The organism is Rhodoferax sp., assembly GCF_012927445.1.
GTDB lineage: Bacteria > Pseudomonadota > Gammaproteobacteria > Burkholderiales > Burkholderiaceae_C > Rhodoferax.
The window spans coordinates 22,310-43,568 of record NZ_JABBPD010000002.1 but is presented as its reverse complement, the minus strand read 5'-3'; the positions used below and the strand labels follow the sequence as shown (position 1 = coordinate 43,568).

The window sequence follows — 21,259 nt, the reverse complement described above, 5'->3', positions numbered from 1 at the left end:
AAGGTAGCTTCAGAAGCCTTTGAAATACCCTTGTGGACTGGCGTAAAAACAGAGATTAGCGCCTAGCCAGCGTAATGAAACATCTTTACTAGGGCTTCAAGCGATCTGTCTGTCATAACTGGCTCGACAACATTTGCTTGCATGGCGCCGGTAGATGCGAGCGCATCAGTATCCATGCCAAAAACTGATTTGAAAATCTCGCGATCTTTCGCGGTCAAATTTGGTTGTTGCCCACCTTGCATCAAAGGGTTTGTCAACTTCAGCAAAGCAAGATCTGTCAGTCCATGCAATGCAGGGGAATTTGTCAATGCGATGTTGAGCAGCCCGGTCACTTCGAACGTCTTTTTATCAAACAAGAAGGCGGGGGAAATGAAACGGTACTGCTCTGCGTCAAGCATGGCTTTTGCTGCTGCCGTCCAGCGTGTATCCGTGACATATAGACCATCGTCACGCCAGGCCAGATTTTTGAACCATCCCGCTGCCGGTGCGGGTTTGCCATTGGTATTCGCCAGGAGCGTCTGATGCTCATAGTCAATGACGTAATCTATCTTTCGGGAATTTGCCTCACTGACCAGCTTTGCGCCGATGGCCGCATTCATTACCCACATGCCACCGGATGGCCTACCATCGACCGCCTTGAATCTACTCGCTGGGAGAATGCGAAATTCACTCTTGTCGGTCAACGGAATCGCTATAGCGGAGAGCGCTGTAGCTGGCATCATCAACGTACCCCAATAGAAGCACTGTTCAGAGGTGATCCGTTTGCTTCGCGGAAGCCCTGCATAAATTTCATGATAGGTTCTGAAGCTGCAACAATTTCGCCATTGATGGTGACAATCTCTTCATCCAATTTGATCAATTGACTTTCAATGTCATTGATGGCCGCGCTTCGATCCTCAACCGATTCAAGAGCTTCAAGCGCCGTTTTCCCGTACTTGCAATGGTAGAGGTCAGCTATCTTTTGTTTGATCAAGTCCCCGAAGAAATAGGGCATCCAAGTATGGGTTCCAATGTTGTACGTCTTGACGAGTTCAAATTTGTATAAGAGGTCTACTTCACTCGGTGAAGAGCGCTTACCCCACACGCGACCGCGCCCTTGAATTTGTTCGAAGTCGTCGAAAGACAAGGGGCTTTTAGTCATGATTTTTGAGGCATCCAAAAATCCAGAACTCAACATATCGGCCTTGTATACCGCCGCGCGTTCATCCACCGCTGAGAGCATAAATTGCATCATCTGGCGATCATTCAATGGCTTGGCATATAGATCGTTGATCTTATTTTCTAGCTCAATTTTCAGCGTAGACGCAGCTCGCTTTTTTATTTTTATCAGGTCGATTTTCTGCTGAAGTTCTTGCAGGTTGGTTTGCAGGATGTTTTTGGCGTTGTTGGTCATAGTGATTGGGGTGGTGGGTCAATTGAGGCGATAAACAGGCGCAGGTTTAGTCATATCCACCTCTCGCGCTAAAAATGTTATGAGCCTGAAGGCCTCGATTCTTAGGGTGTTTGGCTGGCGGTTTTGAAGACGTCAAGGTGTTTAAGTTTTTCCGCTTCTCGGCCAAGTACCGGGCATTAATTTGGTACACACGGACAAAGCTGAGGCCAAATTCGGCCGCAATTTCGTGTGCGTTGCCACGCTCCATACGCTCACAAATCTCTATATCTCTGGCGCTGCGCTTGTAGCTCGAATCACTAGGGATATAGATCGTCTGGCCCTTCCAGTGATCCACCAGACAATCAGCAAGATAATTGCCAATTTCCATGGCTTGCTCGTCGGGAGTCTGGTATTTTTTTGCCATGTGCACGGCCATGTTCTCAGCGAGGCCTTGAAGCAATTCATGACGTCGTGCAACGCTTTTATTTCAAACAGTGGACATAAAGTGTTTAACTCCTTTCCCACCATTCCACCTTGATAAGACTTTCAAGGCTTGTAAAGCGTTTAAATCGCTTTCCCCATTGGCGGAAAATCAGTGCCCTGCCTGCATATTGGTCTGGCCCAATGACTTCATGGGAATGCGCGGGCTGTTGCTCTTGAACTCGGTTTGTACATTGAGGCCAGGTGCGGCGATTACACGCACAAATATTTCACCCCTGACCTCAGTGGCGCGCAACGCCTCTTGCAGGGCGGCCCGTGTGTCACCGATGCCAATGATGCGCGGGTCATTGAAACCCTGGCCACGAATCCCGCTGCCCCCGCCGTCACGCGCTTTCTTGGCATCCATACGGCGGAGCGCTGCAATATCTGCCTCGCTGGGCTGGGTCAGTGCCTCTAGCATCATCAGCGGCCCCAATAATTTACCCATCAAGCTCATGTAGCGAACCAAGCTGCCTGCACTTCCGATCGAGGCGGCGCCTGGACCAGTTCCTGGTGCGCCAGGGGCGACTGGTATCACTCCGGCACTGCCACCCATCTCGGCCCAGTTGGTGACATAGACCGGGGTGATGCCAGCGGCCGCTTGCAGCGCCTTGCCTTCGGCCACGCCTGCAGCCAGTCCACCCGTGCGGCCCAGCAGCTTGCCCGCCATGCCAGGCAGGATGCGCGAGAGGGCATAAACGCCGACAGCGCCTGCAGCCGCGCTACCGGAGATCTGGCCACCACTCAATTCAAGTCCGCCCTTTTCCTTGCTGTCGAGCAGGTATTTGATGGCGTTAGCGATGGTTTCATTGACGGGTTTTGCAAAACCTTCAGCGGCATGGCGCAATGTGTTGCGCAGGCGCTCAGCTTGGGTGGCAGCATTGCTGGTGGCACGTGCCATGTCTTTCAAAATCGTTCCGTCGGCCTTGCCTGTAAGCGCGATGAACTCCCGCATCTTTTCCAGCATCTCGCCACTGAGCGCACTTGACATGCCGCGCTGGGTATCAAGGTCGGTTTTACCAAACGTTTTTCCCATAAATGCGAAACGCTCTGCATCGGTTTTCAGCGCCTTGTATTTTTTGCGCATGTCTTCCAGCACAGCCACCGCATCACGCCGCTCACCTTGCTTGCCAAACATCTTTACCCCCGTCGCTTTTTCAGCGTCTTTGGAGTAGTTCATGTTGGTGAACAGCCGCATCGACGAATCAACCAATGTCGCCAGCCTGTCCGGTTGCTTCTCAATCTGAGACATGGCCTGAGTGAAGGCCAATGTTTTGTCAAAATTCATCCCCGCGCCTTGGGCTCTGGATGCAATTCGGGGCAAGATATTGGAAAGATTCTCCAGCTCCGCATTGCCCATGCGCCCCGATGCCGTCATCTTGTCCAGCATTGTGGCGGCTACGCCCAACTTTGATAAATCCAAATTAAAGTTAGCCGCACCCACAGTCAACGCACCCGCCAGCACAGCGGGGTTTGCACCAGTAACCGCTTGCGCGTCACTGATCGCGTCGGTCGCATTCATCGCTTCTTTGTATTTCAGGCCTGCGGCAATCAAGCTGCCAAAGCTCCCCACCGTTTCTTCCATAACGCCGCCATTGCGCTTGATCATTTCAAACATTTTTTGGTAGGCATCTGTCTGCTCTTGAATGCTCATACCGGCGGTCAGGCTAATCTGCGTCAGGTTGCGCTGCAACTTCGCCGCCTCGGTGGCCATCGCCACAAACCCCACACCCAAACCCAGCGATGCCAGCTGGCCCTGGTATGACTGCATGAAGCCCTTGAGCCTTTGGAACTCAGCCTTGGCAGCCGCAGTGAACCTGCTGGTACCAGCCTGCGCCTGCTGCACGGCGCGCAGGTAGCTGGCTGCATTTCCATCTATTCGGACGCCGACAACATAGGTAGTGCTCATGATTTAGGTGTGTGGAGTAATGAAAGCTCGGTGACGTAATGCTCAAATTCAGCAATGGGAAGGTTCATGATCTCTGCGCGGCTCCAGTGGAACTTGAGCGCCAGCAGCATGACCTGGCTAAGCATATTTTTCCGCTTAGCGACTAGTCTTCCCCCAGGCGATCAGCCTCCTGCAGGGCAGCGGCAATCTCGCCGAATTGAGCCGTGCGCATGGCGGCAAAGTGACTGGCCACAAAGGGGCCAGTGAATTCACCTGCGCGCACCACTTGCAGACAAGCCATCTGAACATTGAACGAGTTGGGCTGAAAGCCTGATGCCGACTGTTCCGCCTCGCACACGTCTTTCATACTGGCGGGACGCACTTCAATATCGGTAGCCTCTTTGCCGCCGACTTTCCAGGGCTTTTTCAGTTGCTTGATAATGGTGTCTGACATGGTGTTTTTCCGATGATTTGATAGTGAAATTGGTGAGGCCAACACTCGAATTTTTGCCTTCGAGTGGGGAGATAAACCTTTTTAACTCCCGGACCAATTCCACCGCATCCCGGTTTGTATGGCTCTTAAAGAGCTTTGGTTCGTCGGTGATCACCTGGCGCATTCACCATAAAAACGGCCTGTTTGAGGCGTTTTCTCCCCCTGCAGCCGCTACCCCCTTGAAAATTTGAGAACGCGGCGCTTAAAGCGGTCTTAAAAGGGTCTATGCCGCCCTGCTTGTCGTTCCGGTCCTTACTCCCCGGGGGGATCAGGCCATCTGAACGAGGATTGCTCTAAAACCGCGATCACCTCATTGACTGAGGCGTCAGTGATATTGAGCAGGTTTTGTGCTTGCTGCTCCAAATCCCTGCACAAGTATTCATAGGCTTCAGTCCTGGCAAGTCTGAAGGCGTTACGGTTGATGGTCTTTCTGATGATCCTGGGAAGCTTGCGAAGGGCCTGCTCTGGCTTCATGCAAGGGCAGTGCTTAACTGTTGAAGTCGAACTCGGGTTGCGCGTGCTGGCCGACGTTGGCGCGATGCCAAGCAATATCCTCCAGGTGGGCCGTGAGCGCCGCCAGCGTTTGCTCTGCATCCGCTTTCTTGGCGTAGAAGTCGGTCAGCAACTGCAGCGCCGATCCGAAGCCGTTGTGCAGTTCCACAACGTCAGTCCCGATCAGTTTGCGCCCCGTTGGGATGTCAATCAGAATCTTCCCCGCGCTCACAGCGATCCAGCGCGTGACGTAATCAATCCCGCAAGCTGTCTCAAATGGGCGAATCAGGTTCGCTGGTATGCGGCCAGACTGGAGCCATTTATATAGCGTCCAGTGATCAGCAATGCCCATCTCATCGGCGATTCTCTCGATAGACCTGTTGAGCTTTTCTCGGGCGTGATCTTTGCAGAGTTCCAGGGCATGGCGCAGGCTGGTGGCCTGCAGCCTCTTCCAGTTCCGGGCGGTCTTGGTGGCCATCACTGCGCCACCTTCGCCGCCTGACCGACTGCCGGGCCGCGCAGATGAAAATTGGCGAACAGTTCATAGGCTGCATCGTTTAGGCCTGGTGAGTACCGCTTTGCAAGGACGTTACCTTTGAACGTCTCTAGCGCCTGCACCAGGCCAGTCAGTTCATCGTCTTTCAGATAGCGCGCCACGACAGAGCACAGCTTTTTGCAGTAATCCCGCTGCCGCTCTGTTTTGGCGTTTGGCTTGGGCAGCGCCTGCTGTACCAGATCGGTTTTCGCTTGTGGGATGTTCATGATGTCTCCGTTGCGCGATAGGCGACCCGCGCCCACGAAGGAACAAATTGCACCAGGTGATAGCGCGTACCTTGGTTAGCATGGATGCACGACAGACGCCAAGTACCTATCGGATTCACGAACTGAAGGCCTGCGACATGAAAAACGTTTTGAGAGATGGCTTTCATCACACCACCTCCAGCGACTTTGCCGCCAGCTTGTCACGCTTGCGCGGGGCCGTCTGTTTGCTGGTCGTGTGGTTGCTGGCGGGCGTTGCAGATGCCGCGACAGCAGCCGCAGCACCTTGGAGCGCTTGGTCAACCGCAGTTTTCACCACGCCATAAAGTTGGGTGATGATGGCATCCAGTTCATAGTCGGTAGGTGCGACCCTTTCCAACGCCTCCATCATCGAGGACCAGTTCAATTCAGACACCGAAGAGTCATTTAGTGCCGCTTTGTTAAAAGCAAAAATCGTGGACCGCGATGCCGTCAATCGATCAAGCAGCGGGTTCATCAAACGCTCAATGCGTCTTTTGGCGTCATCGCACACATCAATGTCCAGTGCCGGGTTAGCGGGCGTGCTGGCAACAAGTTTCTCCAGGGCATGGATATCTTTTTCGCCAATGGCGCGCCAGACATTTTCAACAACTGGTACGAGTTTTCCGGCTGCTTTGGCCTGGGCAATGATGCTGTTGACACGGTCACGGTTAGTGGAGTTGGTCATGGCATCCCTCACTTCGCAGTTGGATTGAAGGAAGAAAAATCCATCGAGGCACAAGCCAGCGCCTCGCGTCGGCTAACCTGATAAAAGCGCTCAACGCGACGGGCGCGGCGTTTGATCCAAGACAGCGCCTGTGAAGTGCAGGGGAAAGAAGGGGAATGCAAGGCGCGTGCGCCAGCAGATGCGAGTGGGTTAGCCATGATGGCTCCTTGACAACAGGTTTCAAACCTGCCGCTCTCACTTCCAAATGAGGGTGGCAGGCACGTGCAGGTTGGAAGACCGGGTCAAGGAACCGGCGCACCATTTCTAGTGCCCCACACGGCCCACCATAAAAGGGTCGCGTCCCGCGCAACACGGGGAAAAAGAAAAACCGCTGCTCATTGCTGGGCGCGGTTGTTGCGCCTTGAATTCCGGGCTTCCAAACCCGACTGCTGTTTTCAGCAGTGGTCGGAGTATATCCATAATTTGATGTTTATGAAGCCCCCGCCAGAATTCAACCTTAAAGCGAGCTACTCACCGGACTGGCTCACGCCCGCCGCACACGCGGCACGGCCCGAACTGAGCCTTTCTGCTTTGTCGTCGGCCACAGCGTAAGGTCAAGGCCCATGTTGTAGAGAATGCTTCGAGCTTCGAGCAGGTCTAGTGATTCATCGTCATCTTTAGGCGTTGCCCCAGCTTCCAGCGCATCAAAACGCTGAGCATCCAAGCGCCAGTGCGGGGCCAACTTAGCCGCCAGCGCCGGTTGCTCTATCAATATGTGGGGCAGCACTTGGGCAATCACCAGGAACAGGCCGTTGGTGAAATCATCCACCCGTTTTATCTCAGCTCGTAGCGGCTCGACTGCTCGGGCGCTGGCGATTGTCATTTGCACGCGCAGCCAGGTGCAGGTTGCAGGGGACAGGTCGGCGGGCAGATTCATTGAATTCATGGTGAGCACCTCATCAGTGGTTTTGGTGAGGTCAATTCTTCTTTCCATCCAGCATTGGCACCAGACCCACTGGCGGTATTTGATTGGAAGATGCCAGGCGGTCGACTGAAACGGAATTTCCAAAACTGGGCGGCGTTTGCTTTGCCTTCAAACGATCCGCTAGGACAACCGCCAGAATTCGCCAATTTATCTCAAAGTGCCAAGTTATCCACAAGCCAAAAAATTTTGAAAGTTGACTTTTTTAGTTCTCACTAAATTTGAGGCTTCATTGGAGAGGAGGTGTAAACAGCACGTCACAATTGACGCTTTAAGAGCACTTCAAGACCACTCGGGAAAGCATCGTTTTCCATGCGGTGGATAACTTTTGATTTAAGAGCCTTTAAAGAGCTTTCACCATTGGTGGGCTCATCAAAATAATAGGGTGTGGATATCACCCCGAAAAATCCCTTAACACGACCCAAAATCCAGCAGTTGATAATCATCAATTTGCCCGATTTTTTCCTCCAAGATCGTGGCCCGGTTTGCGCAAACAAAACGGCCAATTTTTCTCGCTAAGTCGTTGATTTCACGATAGAAATCCCATTTCAGCTCGTTTAAAAACGCCTTATCCCGTTTCCTCTGAGATCATGGTCCTGCACATCCTGTGCCGTCTCGTTTCAAGCATTCATTAGACAGCGGACAAAAAAAAGGACTCCCGATTTCTCGTAAGTCCTTGATTTATAACCAATATTTTGGTGGGCGATGCAAGTTTCGAACTTGCGACCCCTGCAGTGTGAATGAAGGGTTACATAGTCCACGATTTTCCAGCACAGTATATAAATCAACAAGTTACAGAATTATTAGTCTACGAACGTCCCATATAATTCACCCATGTTTTCCGTACTTTTCCGTACTAACCGAAACTAGGGCAAATTTCATGGCGACAAAAATAAACACAGTGAGCGCCCGCGATGCGCTGAAACTGCGGCGCGAACCGTACTGGCACCTTGTCACCAAGGGAAAGTTTCTCGGCTACAGGAAGATGACCATCGGGCCGGGCGGCACTTGGATTACGCGGGGCCTTGATGAGTCAACGGGAAAACAGAACTACCACGCGTTAGGCGCGTTTTTGGACGTGCCAGACAACGAGCGTTTCAACGCAGCATTCAAAACCGCGCAGGATTGGTTTGGTCACATAGGCTCAGGCGGTTCTAAGGTTGTATTGACGTTGGGCGAGGCGTGCCAGCGGTACATCGACAAAGCGCGGGCTGAAGGCCGGGAAAGTGGCGCAGTTGATTTAGAGGGAAGGTTTAGGCGGTGGGTATTCTCAGACGCCAAACTGAGCAACACCCCCGTGATGAAGTTGACGGCAGGCATGATGAATGACTGGCGTAACAAGTTGGTCAAGACCCCTGCCATCGAACAGGACAAGACAAAGAAAGCAACAAAACCCCGCGCAGCCAGTTCGATAAACAGAGAGATGGCGGTCCTCAAAGCGGCGCTTAACCTTGCCCTTGAGGACGGCCACGCCACCAGCGACACCGCATGGAAAACCAAGCTCAGGCCGATTAAGGACGCGACCCAACGCCGCGACTGTTATCTCGATATGGATCAGCGCCGGGCGCTCATTGCAAGTGCGCCGGCTGATCTGGCTGCGCTGATTACCGCCCTGTCACTGATACCGCTGCGCCCCGGCGCTGTGGCTGCGCTGACTGCAGGAAGTTTTGATAAGCGGTTAAGCGTGTTGACGGTGGGGAAAGACAAAGCAGGTCGTGATCGGAAAATCACCCTGCCTTCGTCCACTGCGTCGTTCTTTGCTGCACAGGCAAAAGACAAACTACCCACAGCGCCATTGATCGCGCGTGCAGATGGCAAGTTCTGGAATAAGGACTCATGGAAAGACCCATTCAAAGCAGCCGCAAAGGCCGCTGACCTGCCCGCCGCTGCGGTGGCATACAACCTGCGCCACAGCGCAATCACTGATTTGATCGCTCTGCACCGACTGGACACGATGACCGTCGCGCAGTTGTCGGGAACCAGCGTTTCAATGATCGACAAACATTATGGGCACCTGCTACGCGACCACGCAGCGACCGGGCTCGGCAAGTTGGCTTTGTTCTGACACTTATCGTGGGTTGGGGGTTTGAAACCGATTTAACCCATGTAACCGATTTACGGGTAAGCCATTCACCTGTTTAAGAATGGCAAAAAAGACGGCGCGGGTGGCGCATAGAACACCATCCCGCACCTGACCACCAATGATTCAAAGGATCAAAAATGGCTGAAATTACTATAGAGCAAATTGAGCAACGTGAATATGCGCGACTCGTATTTGCCGATACCCTCGCAGAGTACGCGGCGGGGCTGGTGTATTGCGCGTTTTTGAAAACGCAGGGTGTGAACAGGGTCTGCGTTTACAAAGACCAGTACGAGCTGACGCACGCATGGGTGCGCGAAACCGCTGCGCGAGAATTTAGTCGGCAAGAAAAACGGGCTGCGCGCCGGGGTTTGCGTGCGGCAGCAGCAGCAGCAGCAGCAGCCACAGTAGCCACACCGGCACCATCGAAGCCAGTCTGAGCGATTAGGCACCCAGCCCCCGTAAACAGTGCGTCGGCAGCTACTGATTTGATAGCGAATGCCGACGCCCACCGGGGGGTGAAAAGTCGCCACGGGGCGCCCCCCGGAAACCGCCTCGTTTCCCATTTGGACAAAATATCCCGCTGTGGGCTATTCAAATGGCCGCTGTACGGCTGATTAGGTTAGCCCACCTCGTGTACGCGAGGGGAAAACAACGTTACCCAAGTCAGGGCCGCGCCAAGCTTTTAAGCTCTAATCGCAGCAGAGCCGCAAAGGCCGGTAAGTCGTTGGACTTCACCAAAAAAAAGGGAATATGAATAAAACAATGGTGCTCGCCATCTTGGCGGCTGCGGTGTCATGCGGCGCTTATGCGGCAAAAAAAGAAGTTAAGCCTAGCTTTGATGTTCCCATCATAGAGATAAAAGGCATACGGCTCGGAATGACTTCGGATGACGTTTACGCGATTCTTGGAAACACGCGGATAAGCACATTTACCATCGGCGAGGTTGGTTCGGATGGGGGGATAAACCCGATTCAAAACTACATAGACGACAAGCTGTCGTCTTTCTTTTTTTCGTTTCGCTCACCTGACTTTGAAGGGGTAATTCGGGCCGTTCGGTCTAAATACCCGATGATTCGGTGCGTAACGAGCGAGGTGAAAAATCGAATGGGAGCCGCCTTCTCCCAAGTTGAATGTGAACTTTCATCTAAAGACGGCTCCATGAGCGTCAGAAAGTACGGCAGCACCATGAACACCGGGCACCTGTTTTTAATTTCAAAAGAGATGCAAGAAAAAACAAGGCTTGAGGCCGTGAAAAAGAGTGGCGACATTTAGCGACCTTGCCGCCTGAAGGCTCTGCCACTTGCGACGCGCCCCACCCTGTCGAGCGAGATGCCCCCGATTGAAACGAGGGCGGGCGCGTCGCGCGCGGCGTTAGAAAGTGCGTTCGCCCCCACAGAGGTCGGCCAAGTCTTGCGGATCGACGTGCCGAATGGCGGCCACCGTGATTCGGGTGTGCCCGTTACGCAATCGCAATGCGCCACTCGGCAGTTTTTCCGCTTCAACGCCCGCTGCGGCCAGCGTCTGTTCCACGTAGGCGGTCCATGCCGCGCCGGTAACGTGTCTGAGTTTTCTTGTTGCCATGATGATTCCTTTAGTTGCCGTGAGCGCCAAGCAAAGCGCCTTTATTGGTGGGGATGTGGACGCCCTCGACGTTGGTCAGGCCGCACCTGTCGATGCGCTGACGCAATAGCTGCGCGGCGTCGGCCAAACGCCACGCGGCTGATTCAGGGTTGCCACAATCCAGCGCGGCGGCGGCATCGCGTAGGCGGTCTGCAATCTGGTTCGTTTGGGGCAGTGCCAGCAGTTCGCGCATTGAATAAAGTTTCATGTTGTTTTGTCCTTTCAAATAGACGTAAAAAAACCCGCACGATGGCGGGTTGTGATTGGTTTGTGGGCAGCTATGCAAGGTCGCATACTTCAATATCCGTTCTGACACTTGCCGCAACTCCGGGGTTTGAAACCTCTATTACCGACGTAACCGATTTGACAAACCAGCGTTCTGATGACGTGGTGCCTGATGCGCGCTCAAATTTAAGTCCGTCAACGATGCGCCCCTGATGGCGACTTATCCAGCGCCCAAGCCTGCGGCGGTTGATTTCGCCACGCTCGTCGGCAATCTCATGCAGCGTCTGGCTCAAGTCGTGATGGCCGAACAGTGCGCCATCCACAGCCTCACGAATCATCATGGGCGCATTGCCGAACGCCTTGCTCCATGCGTGCATAAGTTGCCCAAGCTGCTCTCGGTCGGGGTCTTGTGCAAGCTGTTCGAATACGCGCTCGGCTGGGTCAGGTAGGCCAAGCCACAGCAGCGGCTGGCGTACCCATGCGCTCCACTGCCCGTAACTGGCGAGCGGCTTGCAGGTCGTCGCAGGGCTACCGGCCGCAATCCACGCCCTGATGACAGTCAACGCCAGCGACACATAACGTTCACGGCCAGCGCGCACTGCGGCCAGCGGGTCGCCTTTGAACTGCCGCGTGGCTGGCGTCTCGCAAGCTGGATCGAGGTTCACTGTGATGACGCGCCGTGCCATGTCCCTGACTGCATCCACGTTGTTTCCCGAACTCAAAAACAGAGCGCGCGTGCCGACGGTGGCCGTCTTGCTCACGCCCAATATGCGCCCGGTCAAATGCTCCTCTGTCAACGCACTGCACAGTGATTTGAATGGGATCAAGTCAGAGGTCAGGTTGTCGAACACGATCGCGCCAGGTGCGGCCAGCAAGGTCGCCAGCAGCAGTTTCTGGCACTCCTCGTCAGACGTAGGAAAACCCACAGCCGAAGGGCTGGTGGGGCTGGTGAAGGCCGCGATGATGCCGCTCAAGTAGCTTTTACCGCTGGCGATTTGAGGCGCTTTGATGTGGAACATCGGCGCGGTGGGCAAGCTGGGCCGGATGGTCGCCGTCAGGATTCCAGCAAGTGCGGCGGCTTCGTCGTGGGCGTTGCCGAACGCGAACTCGGACAGCAGCGCCCGAAGCTCGGCCAGTGCCGTTACCGCTTGCGTTTTTGTTGGCTTGTCTGGCACGTCGAACAGGCGAGCATCGAACACACCGAACAATCCCGTCAGGTTGTCGAAACCAGCATCGCGCACCAGTGAGCCATCCGGCCGCAGGTGTGGCTGGCGTGCAAGCCCTTGAAGCGCCGGCAGATGTTCATATCCCTCGCTGTCGAACAGAACCGTGACGTGGCGGGCCGGTGGGTCGCTCACGACAAAATCCTCGGCTCTGGCGTCATAGCGCATCCAGTTCGCGCAACCTGACAGCGCCTTGAGTAACGAGGGCTGCGACAAGGGTTTGATGCTAGTCGAATCGCACTCTGGATCGGTGGCAACGCTGACAATCAAACCGCCTCGTTGGTAGTAGCGCCCTGACACCGCGAGTTCACGTTCTGCGGCATCCACGATGCGATGCAGTTCGCCAGCTTCGACACGAATGGTCGGCTTGTGTTTGGCTGCGGTAGAGGTGACGCCCAAGAATTCCAGCAGCGCGCCGATGCGCTTTGAGCCACCGTGCGAGTGGTGGCATTTGAAACCGCCTATGGGCGCTAAGTCGCTCGGCTCAAAATAGCAGCTTCCGGTGTCGAGCGAGTCCGTATGTTCATGCAACCAAGGGCATGAAACGTCATGCTTGCCGTCGCCAAGCGGCTTTTTATATAGGCCGCGCGCTTTGAGCGTAGTGATAACCTCGTTTTCGTCTGCTCGTGGCAGATAAACGCCATCCTCAAGTTTCCGGTCAGCACCTGCGGTTTTGCGCGGTCTGCCCTTAGCCTTCGGTGGTGTCAACTCCAGCAGGTCAACAATATCTTCGATGCTGTAGCGGCGTTCAGGATGCCATTCGGCAAGGCGGCAAACGTGTGCCGGCGCGTATTTGCCATTGACGCCATTGGGCAAACGCCCGATGCGCGCCGATGGGCCTTTAGCGCCGGGATCGCACAAGTTGGCCTCAACCAGCGAATCCTGCAACGCCTCAACCGCTTTGAGGTCGGCGCAAGGCACATCGAACAAATAGCCGGCTTGATAGTTGCCCGAACTGGTTTCAATCAGGTAGCTCGGTGGGCAGGCATCAAGGCGCTCACGCGGCAGTGCTTTGGAGCCAATGTCGTCGAGCATGACGCCATAGGCCCGGCTGAATTGATCTTTTTTGCGGCGGTAGCTACCTTGTTTTGGCAGGTAGACGGATAACGTGAAGTAGTTGTTTTTCGCGCCATTTTCAGCAGTCAACTCTGGCGACCACGACAAGCCCGACGGCCAGATGGTCTTATCGTTGACGGCGCCCGCGAAGCTGACGCAAACAGGGCGTTCGTCGGCTTGCAAGTCCGTGAAGATGGCAGACAAGAACTCGGTGTTGCTGATGCTTTGCTCAGTTTTTATCGATGGATTTAACATTGTTGTTTTTCCGAATTTGTTGGTGGGTATTCCGTGGCGGCAGCGATGCGCAAGGCCTTATGAAAAAGGCCCTGCGATGGCTAACACGCACCTTGTGTTTTTCTTTGAACGCCCGCTTTCAAGCCATCGCTTTCTTTAAGCGGGCGGCATTGGTCAGAACTTCAGCGCGGCCTGCGCGTACCATGGCGCGGGCCTGCTTGCCGGGCAGGCTGATCGAGTCGCCGGGCAGCGCGTCGCCGTGGGCCGCCAGCAGCACCAGCGTGACAGCAGGCCCGTCGACCTCGTACCGTTCACGCACAACGGCTTCGGAGTCGCTTACCAGCTTCAAAAATTGGGCGATTGGCTCGGCCAATTGCTCATGCAGATCAACCGCGTCTCCAAGTGCGCCCGGCTCGAATCCGAGTTCACGAACAGCAGTGTTCGAGGCCTTGAGCGCAGCGCAGGCGACCAACACCGACTCCAGCGCGGCACGGATGGCACCAAACGAGTCGGCCAACTTTGGCGCAGCCTTGGAGCAACGCTCAATAGCCAGCCTTTGATGTGTGGCGCGCTGGTCGGCAAGGGCCATTTGATGCCCGGCGTGCAGCCTGTCTCGCAGCACCTGCTGATCGGCTGTATCGGTGTTCACCGGGGCGGCAATGGGTTCACCGCGCATAAGTGCAAGCGCGGTTTCTTTGATACTGCGCTCAGGCGCTGGGGATGCGGTGAAGCGCGCGAGGTGAAGCTCGGACAGACGCGTATCAGCAGCAACGAGGGCCGCAGCCAGCGTTTGGACTTCGGTCTGAGAGGCGATGGCGGCGGCGGTGGTGGAGATGTGGTTTTTCATGGATTTACTTCTTTGTGATTTGAGAAAGGCGTTTTGCGTTTTTGGAGCGTTGGGTTTCAGTCGCGGCGGCAAGCCGTTTTGCGTTCTTTGCACCCTGCGTTTCCGGCGCCATGGCAGCGGCAAGTGCGGCGCGATTTGCTGCGGCGGACTTCGGCTGTTTGGCTGTTGCGGTTTTTATTGCCGCAATCCGCAAAGTTGCGGCGCAGTTCTTGAGCATCAGAGTTGCCGCCATTTGTCCGCTATCGAGCCGGCCACCGCCGTCTGGCGCGACACGGTTCTTGATTTCGGCCATCGTGGCGGGGCTGACTTGAGCGGTCAGCGATTGACGCAGCGCCTTCACGCTGTAGCACCAGCGATGCGGCTGGCAATCCACTGGTCGATTTGGTTTGATGGGAAGGCGACGCTCTTAGCAGTGACCTTGACAGATTTCGGGAACTTGCCCTCGGCCATCAGTTTGTAAATGGTCGATCGGGCAATGCCAGTTTTTGCGGAGACTTGAGCCAAGCGCATGAGAGAGATGCTGGTGTTTTCTGTAGATGCCATTTTTGTGTTCCTGAAATGAAAAAAGCCCGTCGAGGCGAGGCCAGGACGGGCTTGAAAACCGGCTTCGCAGCCGGTCGGTGTTTGAGGTGACGGTTTAATTATTGATATGGGTGGTCGGCTCCAGAAAGGTACAAGCGAAAAAAAAAGCCACCTGATAAGGGTGGCTGGATTTGAAAGCAAAAAGCCGCTTAAGTAGCGGCTCTGGTGTTTACTGTCGGGTATTCCTCCGCAGGGAGAAAAATACATCGAGTCAGTTTCGAACGGGTGCATTGTGCACTACAAATCCACTTAAGTGCAGCACTACGCACCGCCGTGCGAGATACATTAAAGTTTTGGTTTGCGCCCGGCACTTGGGCAATGGCTGCGCCCGGCACCTGCGCCGATTCTGGCAACGGGGGAAGCCCCCGGCTAATCGGTTACATGGGTTAAATAGGTTTCAAACCCCCGTGCCACGCAAAGTGTCAGAACTCTAGTGGCTTTTGTCGGTTTCTAAAAATCTTCTACGTCCCGAAATTTGGCGTGTACCGTGTTTAGCCAAGTACGGAAAAGACGTACAACCAACCCCTTATTTTCCGTACTTTTTCCGTACAGACGTAAAAAAAGGACTTCCGATTTCTCGTAAGTCCTTGATTTATAACCAATAATTTGGTGGGCGATGCAAGTTTCGAACTTGCGACCCCTGCAGTGTGAATGCAGTGCTCTACCCCTGAGCTAATCGCCCTGAATTCTGTTCAGGCAAGCCTCGAATTATGCCACATCTTCAGACGGCAACTCGCCACACAGTTTTACTGCCACTTGATTTATCAATCTGCTTGATAACATCGTCATGCGCCGCAATCTCCTGGTCGTTGGCAGCCAGGACGGGGAGATCAAAGCCCCGCAGGTCAATCTGCACCACCCTGAGTCCTTCGTTTTCGGCCGTCCCTACATCGATGAGCAAGGCATCTTGTCCACGCGTCAGGTTGATGTAAACGTCGGCTAACAGCTCGGCATCCAGCAGCGCACCGTGCAGGGTGCGTCCCGAATTGTCAACGCCCAACCGGTCACACAGCGCATTCAGTGAATTGCGTTTGCCGGGGAACATTTCCTTGGCCATGACCAAGGTGTCGATCACACTGGCTACAAATTCCTTGAACGGCGGGCGACCAATCAGCTCGAGTTCCTTGTTCAGAAACCCAACGTCAAACGCCGCGTTGTGGATGATGATTTCTGCGTCTTGCAGGTACTCCAGCAGATCATCGGCCACAGCGGCAAACTTGGGCTTGTCTTTCAGAAACTCGGTGGTGATGCCGTGCACCTTGAGCGCCTCTTCATGGCTGTCGCGCCCAGGGTTCAGATAGAAGTGCTTGTTATTGCCGGTCAGTTTGCGGTTGAGCAACTCGACACAACCAATTTCAATCACGCGGTCGCCGTTGTCGGCTGACAAGCCGGTTGTTTCGGTATCAAGAAAAATTTGACGCATACAGAATTTACGATAAGGCGTGAGTGACGATCAGTGAACTTCTTTGGCGTGGTTGATGGAGTATTTGGGTATTTCCACCACCACGTCTTTTTGCGCCAGAACGGCCTGGCAACTCAAACGCGACTGGGGCTCCAGACCCCAGGCACGGTCCAACATGTCTTCCTCGTTCTCGTCCGGTGCATTGAGCGACGAATACCCTTCGCGCACGATGACGTGACAGGTCGTGCAGGCACAAACCATGTCGCAGGCGTGCTCGATGTTGATGTGGTTGTCCAGCAAGGCCTCACAAATCGAGGTGCCGGCGGGTGCCGAGATTTCGGCGCCCTGCGGACAGTACTCAGGGTGCGGCAATATTTTGATGATGGGCATATGTGTTTCCGATGAGTCTGGTTCAGACCGTCTCAATGTTTTTTCCGGCAAGCGCTTTTTGAATGCCCCGGTTCATCCGCATCGCGGCGAAGGCCTCGGTGCCTTTGGCCAGCGCCTGCGTGGCGGCTTCAATCAGGGCCGCCTCTTCCAGCGACCGGGCGGCGTTGACCGACGCCATCAAGGCGTCAATCTCGGCCCGCTCCGCACTCGACAGCAAATCACCGTCGGCCGCCAAGGCACTTTGTGTCGCCAGCAGCATGCGATCCCCATCGACTCGGGCCTCCACCAAGGCGCGCGCTTTCATGTCAGCCTCGGCCGTGGTAAAGCTGTCTTGCAGCATCCTGGCAATTTGATCGTCGCCCAAACCGTAAGAGGGCTTGACGTCAATCCGGGCTTCCACCCCACTGATCAGTTCTTTGGCGCTGACATTCAACAGCCCATCCGCGTCCACGGTGAAGGTGACACGGATACGCGCCGCGCCAGCCGCCATCGGCGGAATGCCACGCAACTCGAAACGCGCCAGACTACGGCAATCCGCCACCAGATCGCGCTCACCTTGCACCACATGCAGCGCCAGTGCGGTCTGACCGTCTTTGTAGGTGGTGAAATCCTGCGCCTTGGCGGTTGGAATCGTCTCATTGCGCGGCACGATGCGCTCCACCAAGCCGCCCATGGTCTCAATCCCGAGCGACAGGGGAATCACGTCCAGCAAGAGCAGATCGCCGGTGGTGTTGTTGCCCGCCAATTGATTGGCCTGAATGGCGGCGCCCAACGCGACGACCTCATCGGGGTTCAGGTTGGTCAAGGGCTCGCGGCCAAAGAAACTGGCAACCGCTTTTTGAATTTGCGGCATGCGGGTGGAGCCGCCCACCATGACCACACCCTTTACCTCGTCCACCGAGAGCTTGGCATCGCGCAAGGCTTTGCGCACCGCCACGAGGGTGCGAGCGGTCAAACTGCTTGTGATCGTCTCGAACTGCTCAATATTTACATCAAATACGACGGTAGCCCCCGTCAATGCTGCGTTTAAAGCTATTGATTTAGTAGCAGAGAGGGCTTCTTTGCAGGCGCGTGCCGCCACCTTGACGGCGGCCTTGTCAGAGGCGGTAGGGGCCTGCACTCCCACCTGCGCCAGCACCCAGTCGGCCAAGGCATGGTCGTAGTCATCGCCACCGAGCGCGGAGTCGCCCCCTGTGGCCACCACTTCAAAGACGCCTTGGGTGAGTCGCAAAATGGAAATATCAAAGGTGCCACCCCCCAGATCGTAAATGGCATAAACCCCTTCGCTGGCGTTGTCCAGCCCGTAAGCAATCGCGGCCGCCGTGGGTTCGTTGATCAGGCGCAGCACGTTCAGGCCCGCCAACTGGGCTGCGTCCTTGGTGGCTTGGCGCTGGGCATCATCAAAATAGGCCGGCACCGTGATCACGGCCCCAAAGAGATCGTCGCCAAACGTGTCTTCGGCCCGGTAGCGCAAGGTGGCCAGAATATCGGCACTCACCTCCACCGGTGACTTTTCGCCCTGTACCGTCTGGATGCCCAGCATGCCCGGGTGATCCACAAAACGGTACGGCAGCTTGCCATGACCGATCACATCCTTCAAACCACGTCCCATGAAGCGTTTGACGGAGGCAATGGTGTTTTCAGGGTCCAGCGCCAGTGCCGCCTCGGCGTCAAAACCGATCTGACGCGCACCCCCTTCAACGTAGCGGACAACCGACGGCAAAATGACGCGCCCCTGGTCATCCGGCAGGCATTCGGAAACACCGTTGCGCACAGAGGCCACGAGTGAGTGGGTGGTTCCCAGGTCAATGCCCACGGCCACGCGCCGTTGGTGCGGATTGGGGGACTGACCGGGTTCGGATATTTGTAGAAGCGCCATGATTATTTAGTTCGGATCGAGGCGCTATTGTCCCCGCTCTGCAGTGTCCATTTGGTCAAGGCGGGCATCAACATCACGGGAGAAGCGTTCGATGAACATCAGCGCCCTCACCTGTTGCACCGCCCCTGGGTAGTCGCGCTGCACGTCCAGCAATTGGCCGCATTTTTGCAGCGTCTCCCGCCGGGCCGACGCGACCTGGTCGCCAAGAGTCTCCAGATCAGTGGCGCTGCTGGCCTCATCCAAAGCCTCGCGCCACTCCATTTGCTGCATCAAGAACGCGGTCGGCATGGCTGTGTTGTTCTCGGCATTGATCGGCGCGGCGTTCAACTCACACAGATAGGCGGCCCGTTTGAGCGGGTCTTTCAGTCGCTGGTAAGCCTCATTGATGCGCACCGACCATTGCATCGCCACGCGCTGCGCGGCAGCACCCTGCGCCGCAAACTTGTCGGGGTGCGCCTCGCGCTGCAGGTCTTTCCAGCGCGCGTCAATGGCTGCGCGGTCTTGCGCAAACTGGGGTTCGAGACCGAATAGCTCGAAATCGCTGGATTGGAGATTCACACCCGAAACGACTCGCCGCAACCGCAGCGATCGCGCTCTTTGGGATTGTTGAACTTGAAGCCTTCGTTCAGGCCTTCCCGGACAAAATCCAACTCGGTGCCGTCCAGGTAAGCAAAGCTTTTCGGCTCAATCAATACCTTGACGCCATGGCCCTCAAACACCATGTCTTCGGGCCCGACCTCGTCCACATACTCAAGTTTGTAAGCCAGGCCCGAGCAGCCGGTGGTCTTGACACCCAGTCGCACCCCAACCCCCTTGCCGCGTTTGGCAAGGTAGCGGGTCACGTGTCGGGCAGCAGCTTCAGTCAGCGTAACGGCCATGTCAGTGTGTCTGTGCAACGTTGTGTTTTTGGCGGTAGTCATTCACAGCGGCCTTGATGGCGTCTTCCGCCAGGATGGAGCAGTGAATTTTGACTGGCGGCAAAGCCAACTCTTCGGCGATTTCGCTGTTTTTAAGCGCAGCGGCCTGGTCCAGCGTCTTGCCCTTGACCCACTCGGTCACCAGGGATGACGAGGCAATGGCCGAGCCACAGCCGTAGGTTTTAAAACGCGCGTCTTCAATCACACCCGTTTCGGGGTTGACCTTGATTTGCAGTTTCATGACGTCGCCGCACGCCGGGGCGCCGACCATGCCGGTGCCGACAGAATCATCGCCCTTGTCGAAGGAGCCGACATTGCGGGGGTTTTCGTAGTGGTCAACGACTTTTTCAGAATATGCCATTTTGTTTACCTCGTGTGGTTAGTGAGCAGCCCATTGGATGGTGCTGATGTCAATGCCTTCTTTGTACATATCCCAAAGGGGACTCAAATCACGCAGTTTGGCGACGTTGACTTTGATGGTGTCAACGGCGTAGTCAATTTCGGCTGCGGTGGTGAAGCGGCCAATCGTCATGCGCAGGCTGCTGTGCGCCAGTTCATCGCTGCGGCCTAAAGCACGCAACACATAGCTGGGCTCCAGACTGGCTGAGGTACACGCCGAGCCACTGGACACCGCCAGCCCCTTGATGCCCATGATCAAAGACTCGCCCTCCACATAGTTGAAACTGATGTTCAAGTTGTGCGGTACACGCTTGTCCAGGTGACCATTAATGAACACCTGCTCGACGTCTTTGAGACCGGCCAGCATGCGGTCGTGCAAGGCACGAATGCGAACGTTCTCGCCCGCCATCTCTTCTTTGGAAATGCGATAGGCCTCGCCCATACCCACAATCTGGTGCGTGGGCAAGGTGCCGGAACGCATGCCGCGCTCATGACCACCGCCATGCATTTGCGCTTCGATCCGGACACGCGGCTTGCGACGCACAAACAAGGCGCCAATACCTTTAGGGCCATACGTTTTATGAGCGGTCAAGCTCATCAGATCAACCGGCAACTGGCTCAAATCAATGTCGATCCGACCGGTTGCTTGTGCTGCATCGACGTGAAAAACAACGCCTTTCTCGCGGCAGATCGCGCCGATGGCAGCAATATCCTGAATCACACCGATTTCGTTATTGACGAACATGACGCTTGCCAAAATGGTGTCGGGGCGAATCGCGGCCCTGAAGACTTCCAGATCCAGCAAGCCATCCGCCTGCACATCAAGGTAAGTCACCTCAAAGCCTTGCCGCTCCAACTCACGGCAGGTGTCGAGCACCGCTTTGTGCTCGGTCTTGACGGTGATGATGTGCTTGCCCTTGGTCTTGTAAAAACCAGCCGCCCCCTTGAGCGCCAGGTTATTGGACTCGGTCGCCCCCGAAGTCCAGACAATTTCGCGCGGATCGGCGCCCACCAAGGCAGCCACCTGCTCGCGCGCTTTTTCAACCGCGGCTTCGGCTTCCCAGCCCCACGCATGGCTGCGGGAAGCGGGGTTGCCAAAGTGCTGGCGCAACCAGGGAATCATGGCGTCCACGACCCGATCATCACAGGGGGTTGTGGCGCTGTAGTCCATGTAAATGGGGAAATGCGGTGTTGTATCCATCACGAGCTCGCTACTACTGTTTATAAGAAATTCAATTATTGACTGGCCGG

The 21,259-nt window shown here is 55.5% G+C and carries 27 protein-coding genes and 1 tRNA gene; 3 read left to right on the top strand and 25 right to left on the bottom strand.

The genetic code is table 11. The features are described 5' to 3' along the window. Window positions 1–62 precede the first annotated feature (62 nt). From HHJ17_RS02865 to HHJ17_RS02815, 11 genes are all read right to left on the bottom strand, one after another. Window positions 63–719, bottom strand: a complete 657-nt coding sequence (locus HHJ17_RS02865; RefSeq protein ID WP_296505043.1) for a phage protease — start codon at window positions 717–719, stop codon at window positions 63–65. Between the two features lie 2 nt (window positions 720–721). Then, complete coding sequence (locus HHJ17_RS02860) at window positions 722–1,393, bottom strand: hypothetical protein (protein WP_296504939.1); 672 nt, start codon at window positions 1,391–1,393, stop codon at window positions 722–724. Window positions 1,394–1,439: 46 nt separating this feature from the next. Then, the gene (locus HHJ17_RS02855; RefSeq protein ID WP_296504937.1) at window positions 1,440–1,832 is read right to left on the bottom strand and encodes a Mor transcription activator family protein; all 393 of its coding nucleotides are present in this window, start codon (window positions 1,830–1,832) and stop codon (window positions 1,440–1,442) included. Window positions 1,833–1,964: 132 nt separating this feature from the next. Further along, window positions 1,965–3,761, bottom strand: coding sequence for a phage tail tape measure protein (locus tag HHJ17_RS02850; RefSeq protein WP_296504935.1), 1,797 nt, complete (start codon window positions 3,759–3,761; stop codon window positions 1,965–1,967). A 142-nt stretch (window positions 3,762–3,903) separates the two neighbouring features. After that, a complete protein-coding gene (locus tag HHJ17_RS02845; protein ID WP_296504933.1) occupies window positions 3,904–4,194 on the bottom strand; it encodes a hypothetical protein in 291 nt (96 codons plus the stop codon). A gap of 526 nt (window positions 4,195–4,720) precedes the next feature. Continuing rightward, a complete protein-coding gene (locus HHJ17_RS02840) occupies window positions 4,721–5,203 on the bottom strand; it encodes a hypothetical protein (RefSeq protein ID WP_296504931.1) in 483 nt (160 codons plus the stop codon). Next, window positions 5,203–5,487 (bottom strand): hypothetical protein, encoded by a 285-nt coding sequence (locus tag HHJ17_RS02835; RefSeq protein ID WP_296504929.1) that lies wholly within the window; start codon window positions 5,485–5,487, stop codon window positions 5,203–5,205. Before HHJ17_RS02835 ends, HHJ17_RS02840 begins: the two co-directional genes overlap by 1 nt. A 166-nt stretch (window positions 5,488–5,653) precedes the next feature. After that, the gene (locus HHJ17_RS02830) at window positions 5,654–6,190 is read right to left on the bottom strand and encodes a hypothetical protein (RefSeq protein ID WP_296503241.1); all 537 of its coding nucleotides are present in this window, start codon (window positions 6,188–6,190) and stop codon (window positions 5,654–5,656) included. A gap of 8 nt (window positions 6,191–6,198) precedes the next feature. After that, the gene (locus tag HHJ17_RS02825; RefSeq protein WP_296503238.1) at window positions 6,199–6,387 is read right to left on the bottom strand and encodes a hypothetical protein; all 189 of its coding nucleotides are present in this window, start codon (window positions 6,385–6,387) and stop codon (window positions 6,199–6,201) included. A 326-nt stretch (window positions 6,388–6,713) separates the two neighbouring features. Continuing rightward, window positions 6,714–7,238 carry a hypothetical protein gene (locus HHJ17_RS02820; protein WP_296503235.1) on the bottom strand — a complete coding sequence of 175 codons (525 nt, stop codon included), beginning with the start codon at window positions 7,236–7,238 and terminating at the stop codon, window positions 6,714–6,716. A 170-nt stretch (window positions 7,239–7,408) separates the two neighbouring features. Beyond that, window positions 7,409–7,657 (bottom strand): hypothetical protein, encoded by a 249-nt coding sequence (locus tag HHJ17_RS02815; RefSeq protein WP_296503233.1) that lies wholly within the window; start codon window positions 7,655–7,657, stop codon window positions 7,409–7,411. A gap of 374 nt (window positions 7,658–8,031) precedes the next feature. On the opposite strand from HHJ17_RS02815, the gene HHJ17_RS02810 reads away from it, so the two are divergent. The 3 genes from HHJ17_RS02810 (at window position 8,032) to HHJ17_RS02800 (ending at window position 10,506) form a co-directional block, all read left to right on the top strand. Continuing rightward, window positions 8,032–9,216, top strand: a complete 1,185-nt coding sequence (locus HHJ17_RS02810; RefSeq protein WP_296504928.1) for an integrase — start codon at window positions 8,032–8,034, stop codon at window positions 9,214–9,216. Window positions 9,217–9,371: 155 nt separating this feature from the next. Continuing rightward, a complete protein-coding gene (locus HHJ17_RS02805; RefSeq protein WP_296504926.1) occupies window positions 9,372–9,671 on the top strand; it encodes a hypothetical protein in 300 nt (99 codons plus the stop codon). 313 nt (window positions 9,672–9,984) lie between these two features. Next, the gene (locus HHJ17_RS02800; RefSeq protein WP_296504924.1) at window positions 9,985–10,506 is read left to right on the top strand and encodes a hypothetical protein; all 522 of its coding nucleotides are present in this window, start codon (window positions 9,985–9,987) and stop codon (window positions 10,504–10,506) included. 99 nt (window positions 10,507–10,605) lie between these two features. Here HHJ17_RS02800 and HHJ17_RS02795 read toward each other — a convergent pair whose 3' ends face one another. The 14 genes from HHJ17_RS02795 to HHJ17_RS02730 all read right to left on the bottom strand — a co-directional run bounded on the left by HHJ17_RS02795 (window position 10,606) and on the right by HHJ17_RS02730 (window position 21,209). Further along, entirely contained in the window at window positions 10,606–10,815 is a 210-nt protein-coding gene (locus HHJ17_RS02795; protein WP_296504922.1) for a hypothetical protein, read from the bottom strand. Between the two features lie 10 nt (window positions 10,816–10,825). Then, a complete protein-coding gene (locus HHJ17_RS02790; RefSeq protein ID WP_296504919.1) occupies window positions 10,826–11,062 on the bottom strand; it encodes a hypothetical protein in 237 nt (78 codons plus the stop codon). A 70-nt stretch (window positions 11,063–11,132) separates the two neighbouring features. Beyond that, complete coding sequence (locus HHJ17_RS02785) at window positions 11,133–13,562, bottom strand: DNA-primase RepB domain-containing protein (protein WP_296504917.1); 2,430 nt, start codon at window positions 13,560–13,562, stop codon at window positions 11,133–11,135. Between the two features lie 169 nt (window positions 13,563–13,731). Beyond that, entirely contained in the window at window positions 13,732–14,439 is a 708-nt protein-coding gene (locus HHJ17_RS02780; RefSeq protein ID WP_296504916.1) for a hypothetical protein, read from the bottom strand. A 4-nt stretch (window positions 14,440–14,443) separates the two neighbouring features. Then, window positions 14,444–14,779: a hypothetical protein gene (locus HHJ17_RS02775; RefSeq protein ID WP_296504914.1), complete on the bottom strand. Its 336-nt coding sequence runs from the start codon at window positions 14,777–14,779 to the stop codon at window positions 14,444–14,446. Then, on the bottom strand, window positions 14,776–15,228 hold the full coding sequence (locus HHJ17_RS02770; protein WP_296504912.1) for an AlpA family transcriptional regulator: 453 nt from the start codon (window positions 15,226–15,228) through the stop codon (window positions 14,776–14,778). The genes HHJ17_RS02775 and HHJ17_RS02770 overlap by 4 nt, the downstream gene beginning before the upstream one ends. 400 nt (window positions 15,229–15,628) lie before the next feature. Continuing rightward, window positions 15,629–15,703, bottom strand: a tRNA-Val gene (locus tag HHJ17_RS02765). 39 nt (window positions 15,704–15,742) lie between these two features. Then, complete coding sequence (gene dnaQ, locus HHJ17_RS02760; protein ID WP_296503230.1) at window positions 15,743–16,444, bottom strand: DNA polymerase III subunit epsilon; 702 nt, start codon at window positions 16,442–16,444, stop codon at window positions 15,743–15,745. A 30-nt stretch (window positions 16,445–16,474) separates the two neighbouring features. Then, window positions 16,475–16,813: an ISC system 2Fe-2S type ferredoxin gene (gene fdx, locus HHJ17_RS02755; RefSeq protein WP_296503228.1), complete on the bottom strand. Its 339-nt coding sequence runs from the start codon at window positions 16,811–16,813 to the stop codon at window positions 16,475–16,477. A 22-nt stretch (window positions 16,814–16,835) separates the two neighbouring features. Further along, window positions 16,836–18,692, bottom strand: a complete 1,857-nt coding sequence (hscA, locus tag HHJ17_RS02750; RefSeq protein ID WP_296503226.1) for a Fe-S protein assembly chaperone HscA — start codon at window positions 18,690–18,692, stop codon at window positions 16,836–16,838. A 24-nt stretch (window positions 18,693–18,716) separates the two neighbouring features. Continuing rightward, window positions 18,717–19,250: a Fe-S protein assembly co-chaperone HscB gene (gene hscB, locus HHJ17_RS02745; protein ID WP_296503223.1), complete on the bottom strand. Its 534-nt coding sequence runs from the start codon at window positions 19,248–19,250 to the stop codon at window positions 18,717–18,719. Next, the gene (iscA, locus tag HHJ17_RS02740) at window positions 19,247–19,570 is read right to left on the bottom strand and encodes an iron-sulfur cluster assembly protein IscA (RefSeq protein ID WP_296503222.1); all 324 of its coding nucleotides are present in this window, start codon (window positions 19,568–19,570) and stop codon (window positions 19,247–19,249) included. Before iscA ends, hscB begins: the two co-directional genes overlap by 4 nt. Before the next feature lies 1 nt (window position 19,571). Continuing rightward, entirely contained in the window at window positions 19,572–19,970 is a 399-nt protein-coding gene (gene iscU, locus HHJ17_RS02735) for a Fe-S cluster assembly scaffold IscU (RefSeq protein WP_296503219.1), read from the bottom strand. An 18-nt stretch (window positions 19,971–19,988) separates the two neighbouring features. Beyond that, window positions 19,989–21,209 carry an IscS subfamily cysteine desulfurase gene (locus HHJ17_RS02730; protein ID WP_296503217.1) on the bottom strand — a complete coding sequence of 407 codons (1,221 nt, stop codon included), beginning with the start codon at window positions 21,207–21,209 and terminating at the stop codon, window positions 19,989–19,991. Window positions 21,210–21,259 lie beyond the last annotated feature (50 nt).

Excerpts from the sequence above, each read along its gene's own strand:
- hscA (WP_296503226.1), bottom strand. The coding sequence starts at position 18,692 with ATGGCGCTTCTACAAATATCCGAACCCGGTCAGTCCCCCAATCCGCAC.
- HHJ17_RS02845 (WP_296504933.1), bottom strand. The coding sequence starts at position 4,194 with ATGTCAGACACCATTATCAAGCAACTGAAAAAGCCCTGGAAAGTCGGC.
- iscU (WP_296503219.1), bottom strand. The coding sequence starts at position 19,970 with ATGGCATATTCTGAAAAAGTCGTTGACCACTACGAAAACCCCCGCAAT.
- HHJ17_RS02805 (WP_296504926.1), top strand. The coding sequence starts at position 9,372 with ATGGCTGAAATTACTATAGAGCAAATTGAGCAACGTGAATATGCGCGA.
- HHJ17_RS02840 (WP_296504931.1), bottom strand. The coding sequence starts at position 5,203 with ATGGCCACCAAGACCGCCCGGAACTGGAAGAGGCTGCAGGCCACCAGC.
- HHJ17_RS02795 (WP_296504922.1), bottom strand. The coding sequence starts at position 10,815 with ATGGCAACAAGAAAACTCAGACACGTTACCGGCGCGGCATGGACCGCC.
- HHJ17_RS02860 (WP_296504939.1), bottom strand. The coding sequence starts at position 1,393 with ATGACCAACAACGCCAAAAACATCCTGCAAACCAACCTGCAAGAACTT.
- HHJ17_RS02825 (WP_296503238.1), bottom strand. The coding sequence starts at position 6,387 with ATGGCTAACCCACTCGCATCTGCTGGCGCACGCGCCTTGCATTCCCCT.
- dnaQ (WP_296503230.1), bottom strand. The coding sequence starts at position 16,444 with ATGCGTCAAATTTTTCTTGATACCGAAACAACCGGCTTGTCAGCCGAC.
- HHJ17_RS02865 (WP_296505043.1), bottom strand. The coding sequence starts at position 719 with ATGCCAGCTACAGCGCTCTCCGCTATAGCGATTCCGTTGACCGACAAG.
- HHJ17_RS02730 (WP_296503217.1), bottom strand. The coding sequence starts at position 21,209 with ATGGATACAACACCGCATTTCCCCATTTACATGGACTACAGCGCCACA.
- HHJ17_RS02800 (WP_296504924.1), top strand. The coding sequence starts at position 9,985 with ATGAATAAAACAATGGTGCTCGCCATCTTGGCGGCTGCGGTGTCATGC.
- HHJ17_RS02850 (WP_296504935.1), bottom strand. The coding sequence starts at position 3,761 with ATGAGCACTACCTATGTTGTCGGCGTCCGAATAGATGGAAATGCAGCC.
- iscA (WP_296503222.1), bottom strand. The coding sequence starts at position 19,570 with ATGGCCGTTACGCTGACTGAAGCTGCTGCCCGACACGTGACCCGCTAC.
- HHJ17_RS02835 (WP_296504929.1), bottom strand. The coding sequence starts at position 5,487 with ATGAACATCCCACAAGCGAAAACCGATCTGGTACAGCAGGCGCTGCCC.
- HHJ17_RS02780 (WP_296504916.1), bottom strand. The coding sequence starts at position 14,439 with ATGAAAAACCACATCTCCACCACCGCCGCCGCCATCGCCTCTCAGACC.
- HHJ17_RS02790 (WP_296504919.1), bottom strand. The coding sequence starts at position 11,062 with ATGAAACTTTATTCAATGCGCGAACTGCTGGCACTGCCCCAAACGAAC.
- HHJ17_RS02770 (WP_296504912.1), bottom strand. The coding sequence starts at position 15,228 with ATGTATTTTTCTCCCTGCGGAGGAATACCCGACAGTAAACACCAGAGC.
- HHJ17_RS02830 (WP_296503241.1), bottom strand. The coding sequence starts at position 6,190 with ATGACCAACTCCACTAACCGTGACCGTGTCAACAGCATCATTGCCCAG.
- HHJ17_RS02810 (WP_296504928.1), top strand. The coding sequence starts at position 8,032 with ATGGCGACAAAAATAAACACAGTGAGCGCCCGCGATGCGCTGAAACTG.
- fdx (WP_296503228.1), bottom strand. The coding sequence starts at position 16,813 with ATGCCCATCATCAAAATATTGCCGCACCCTGAGTACTGTCCGCAGGGC.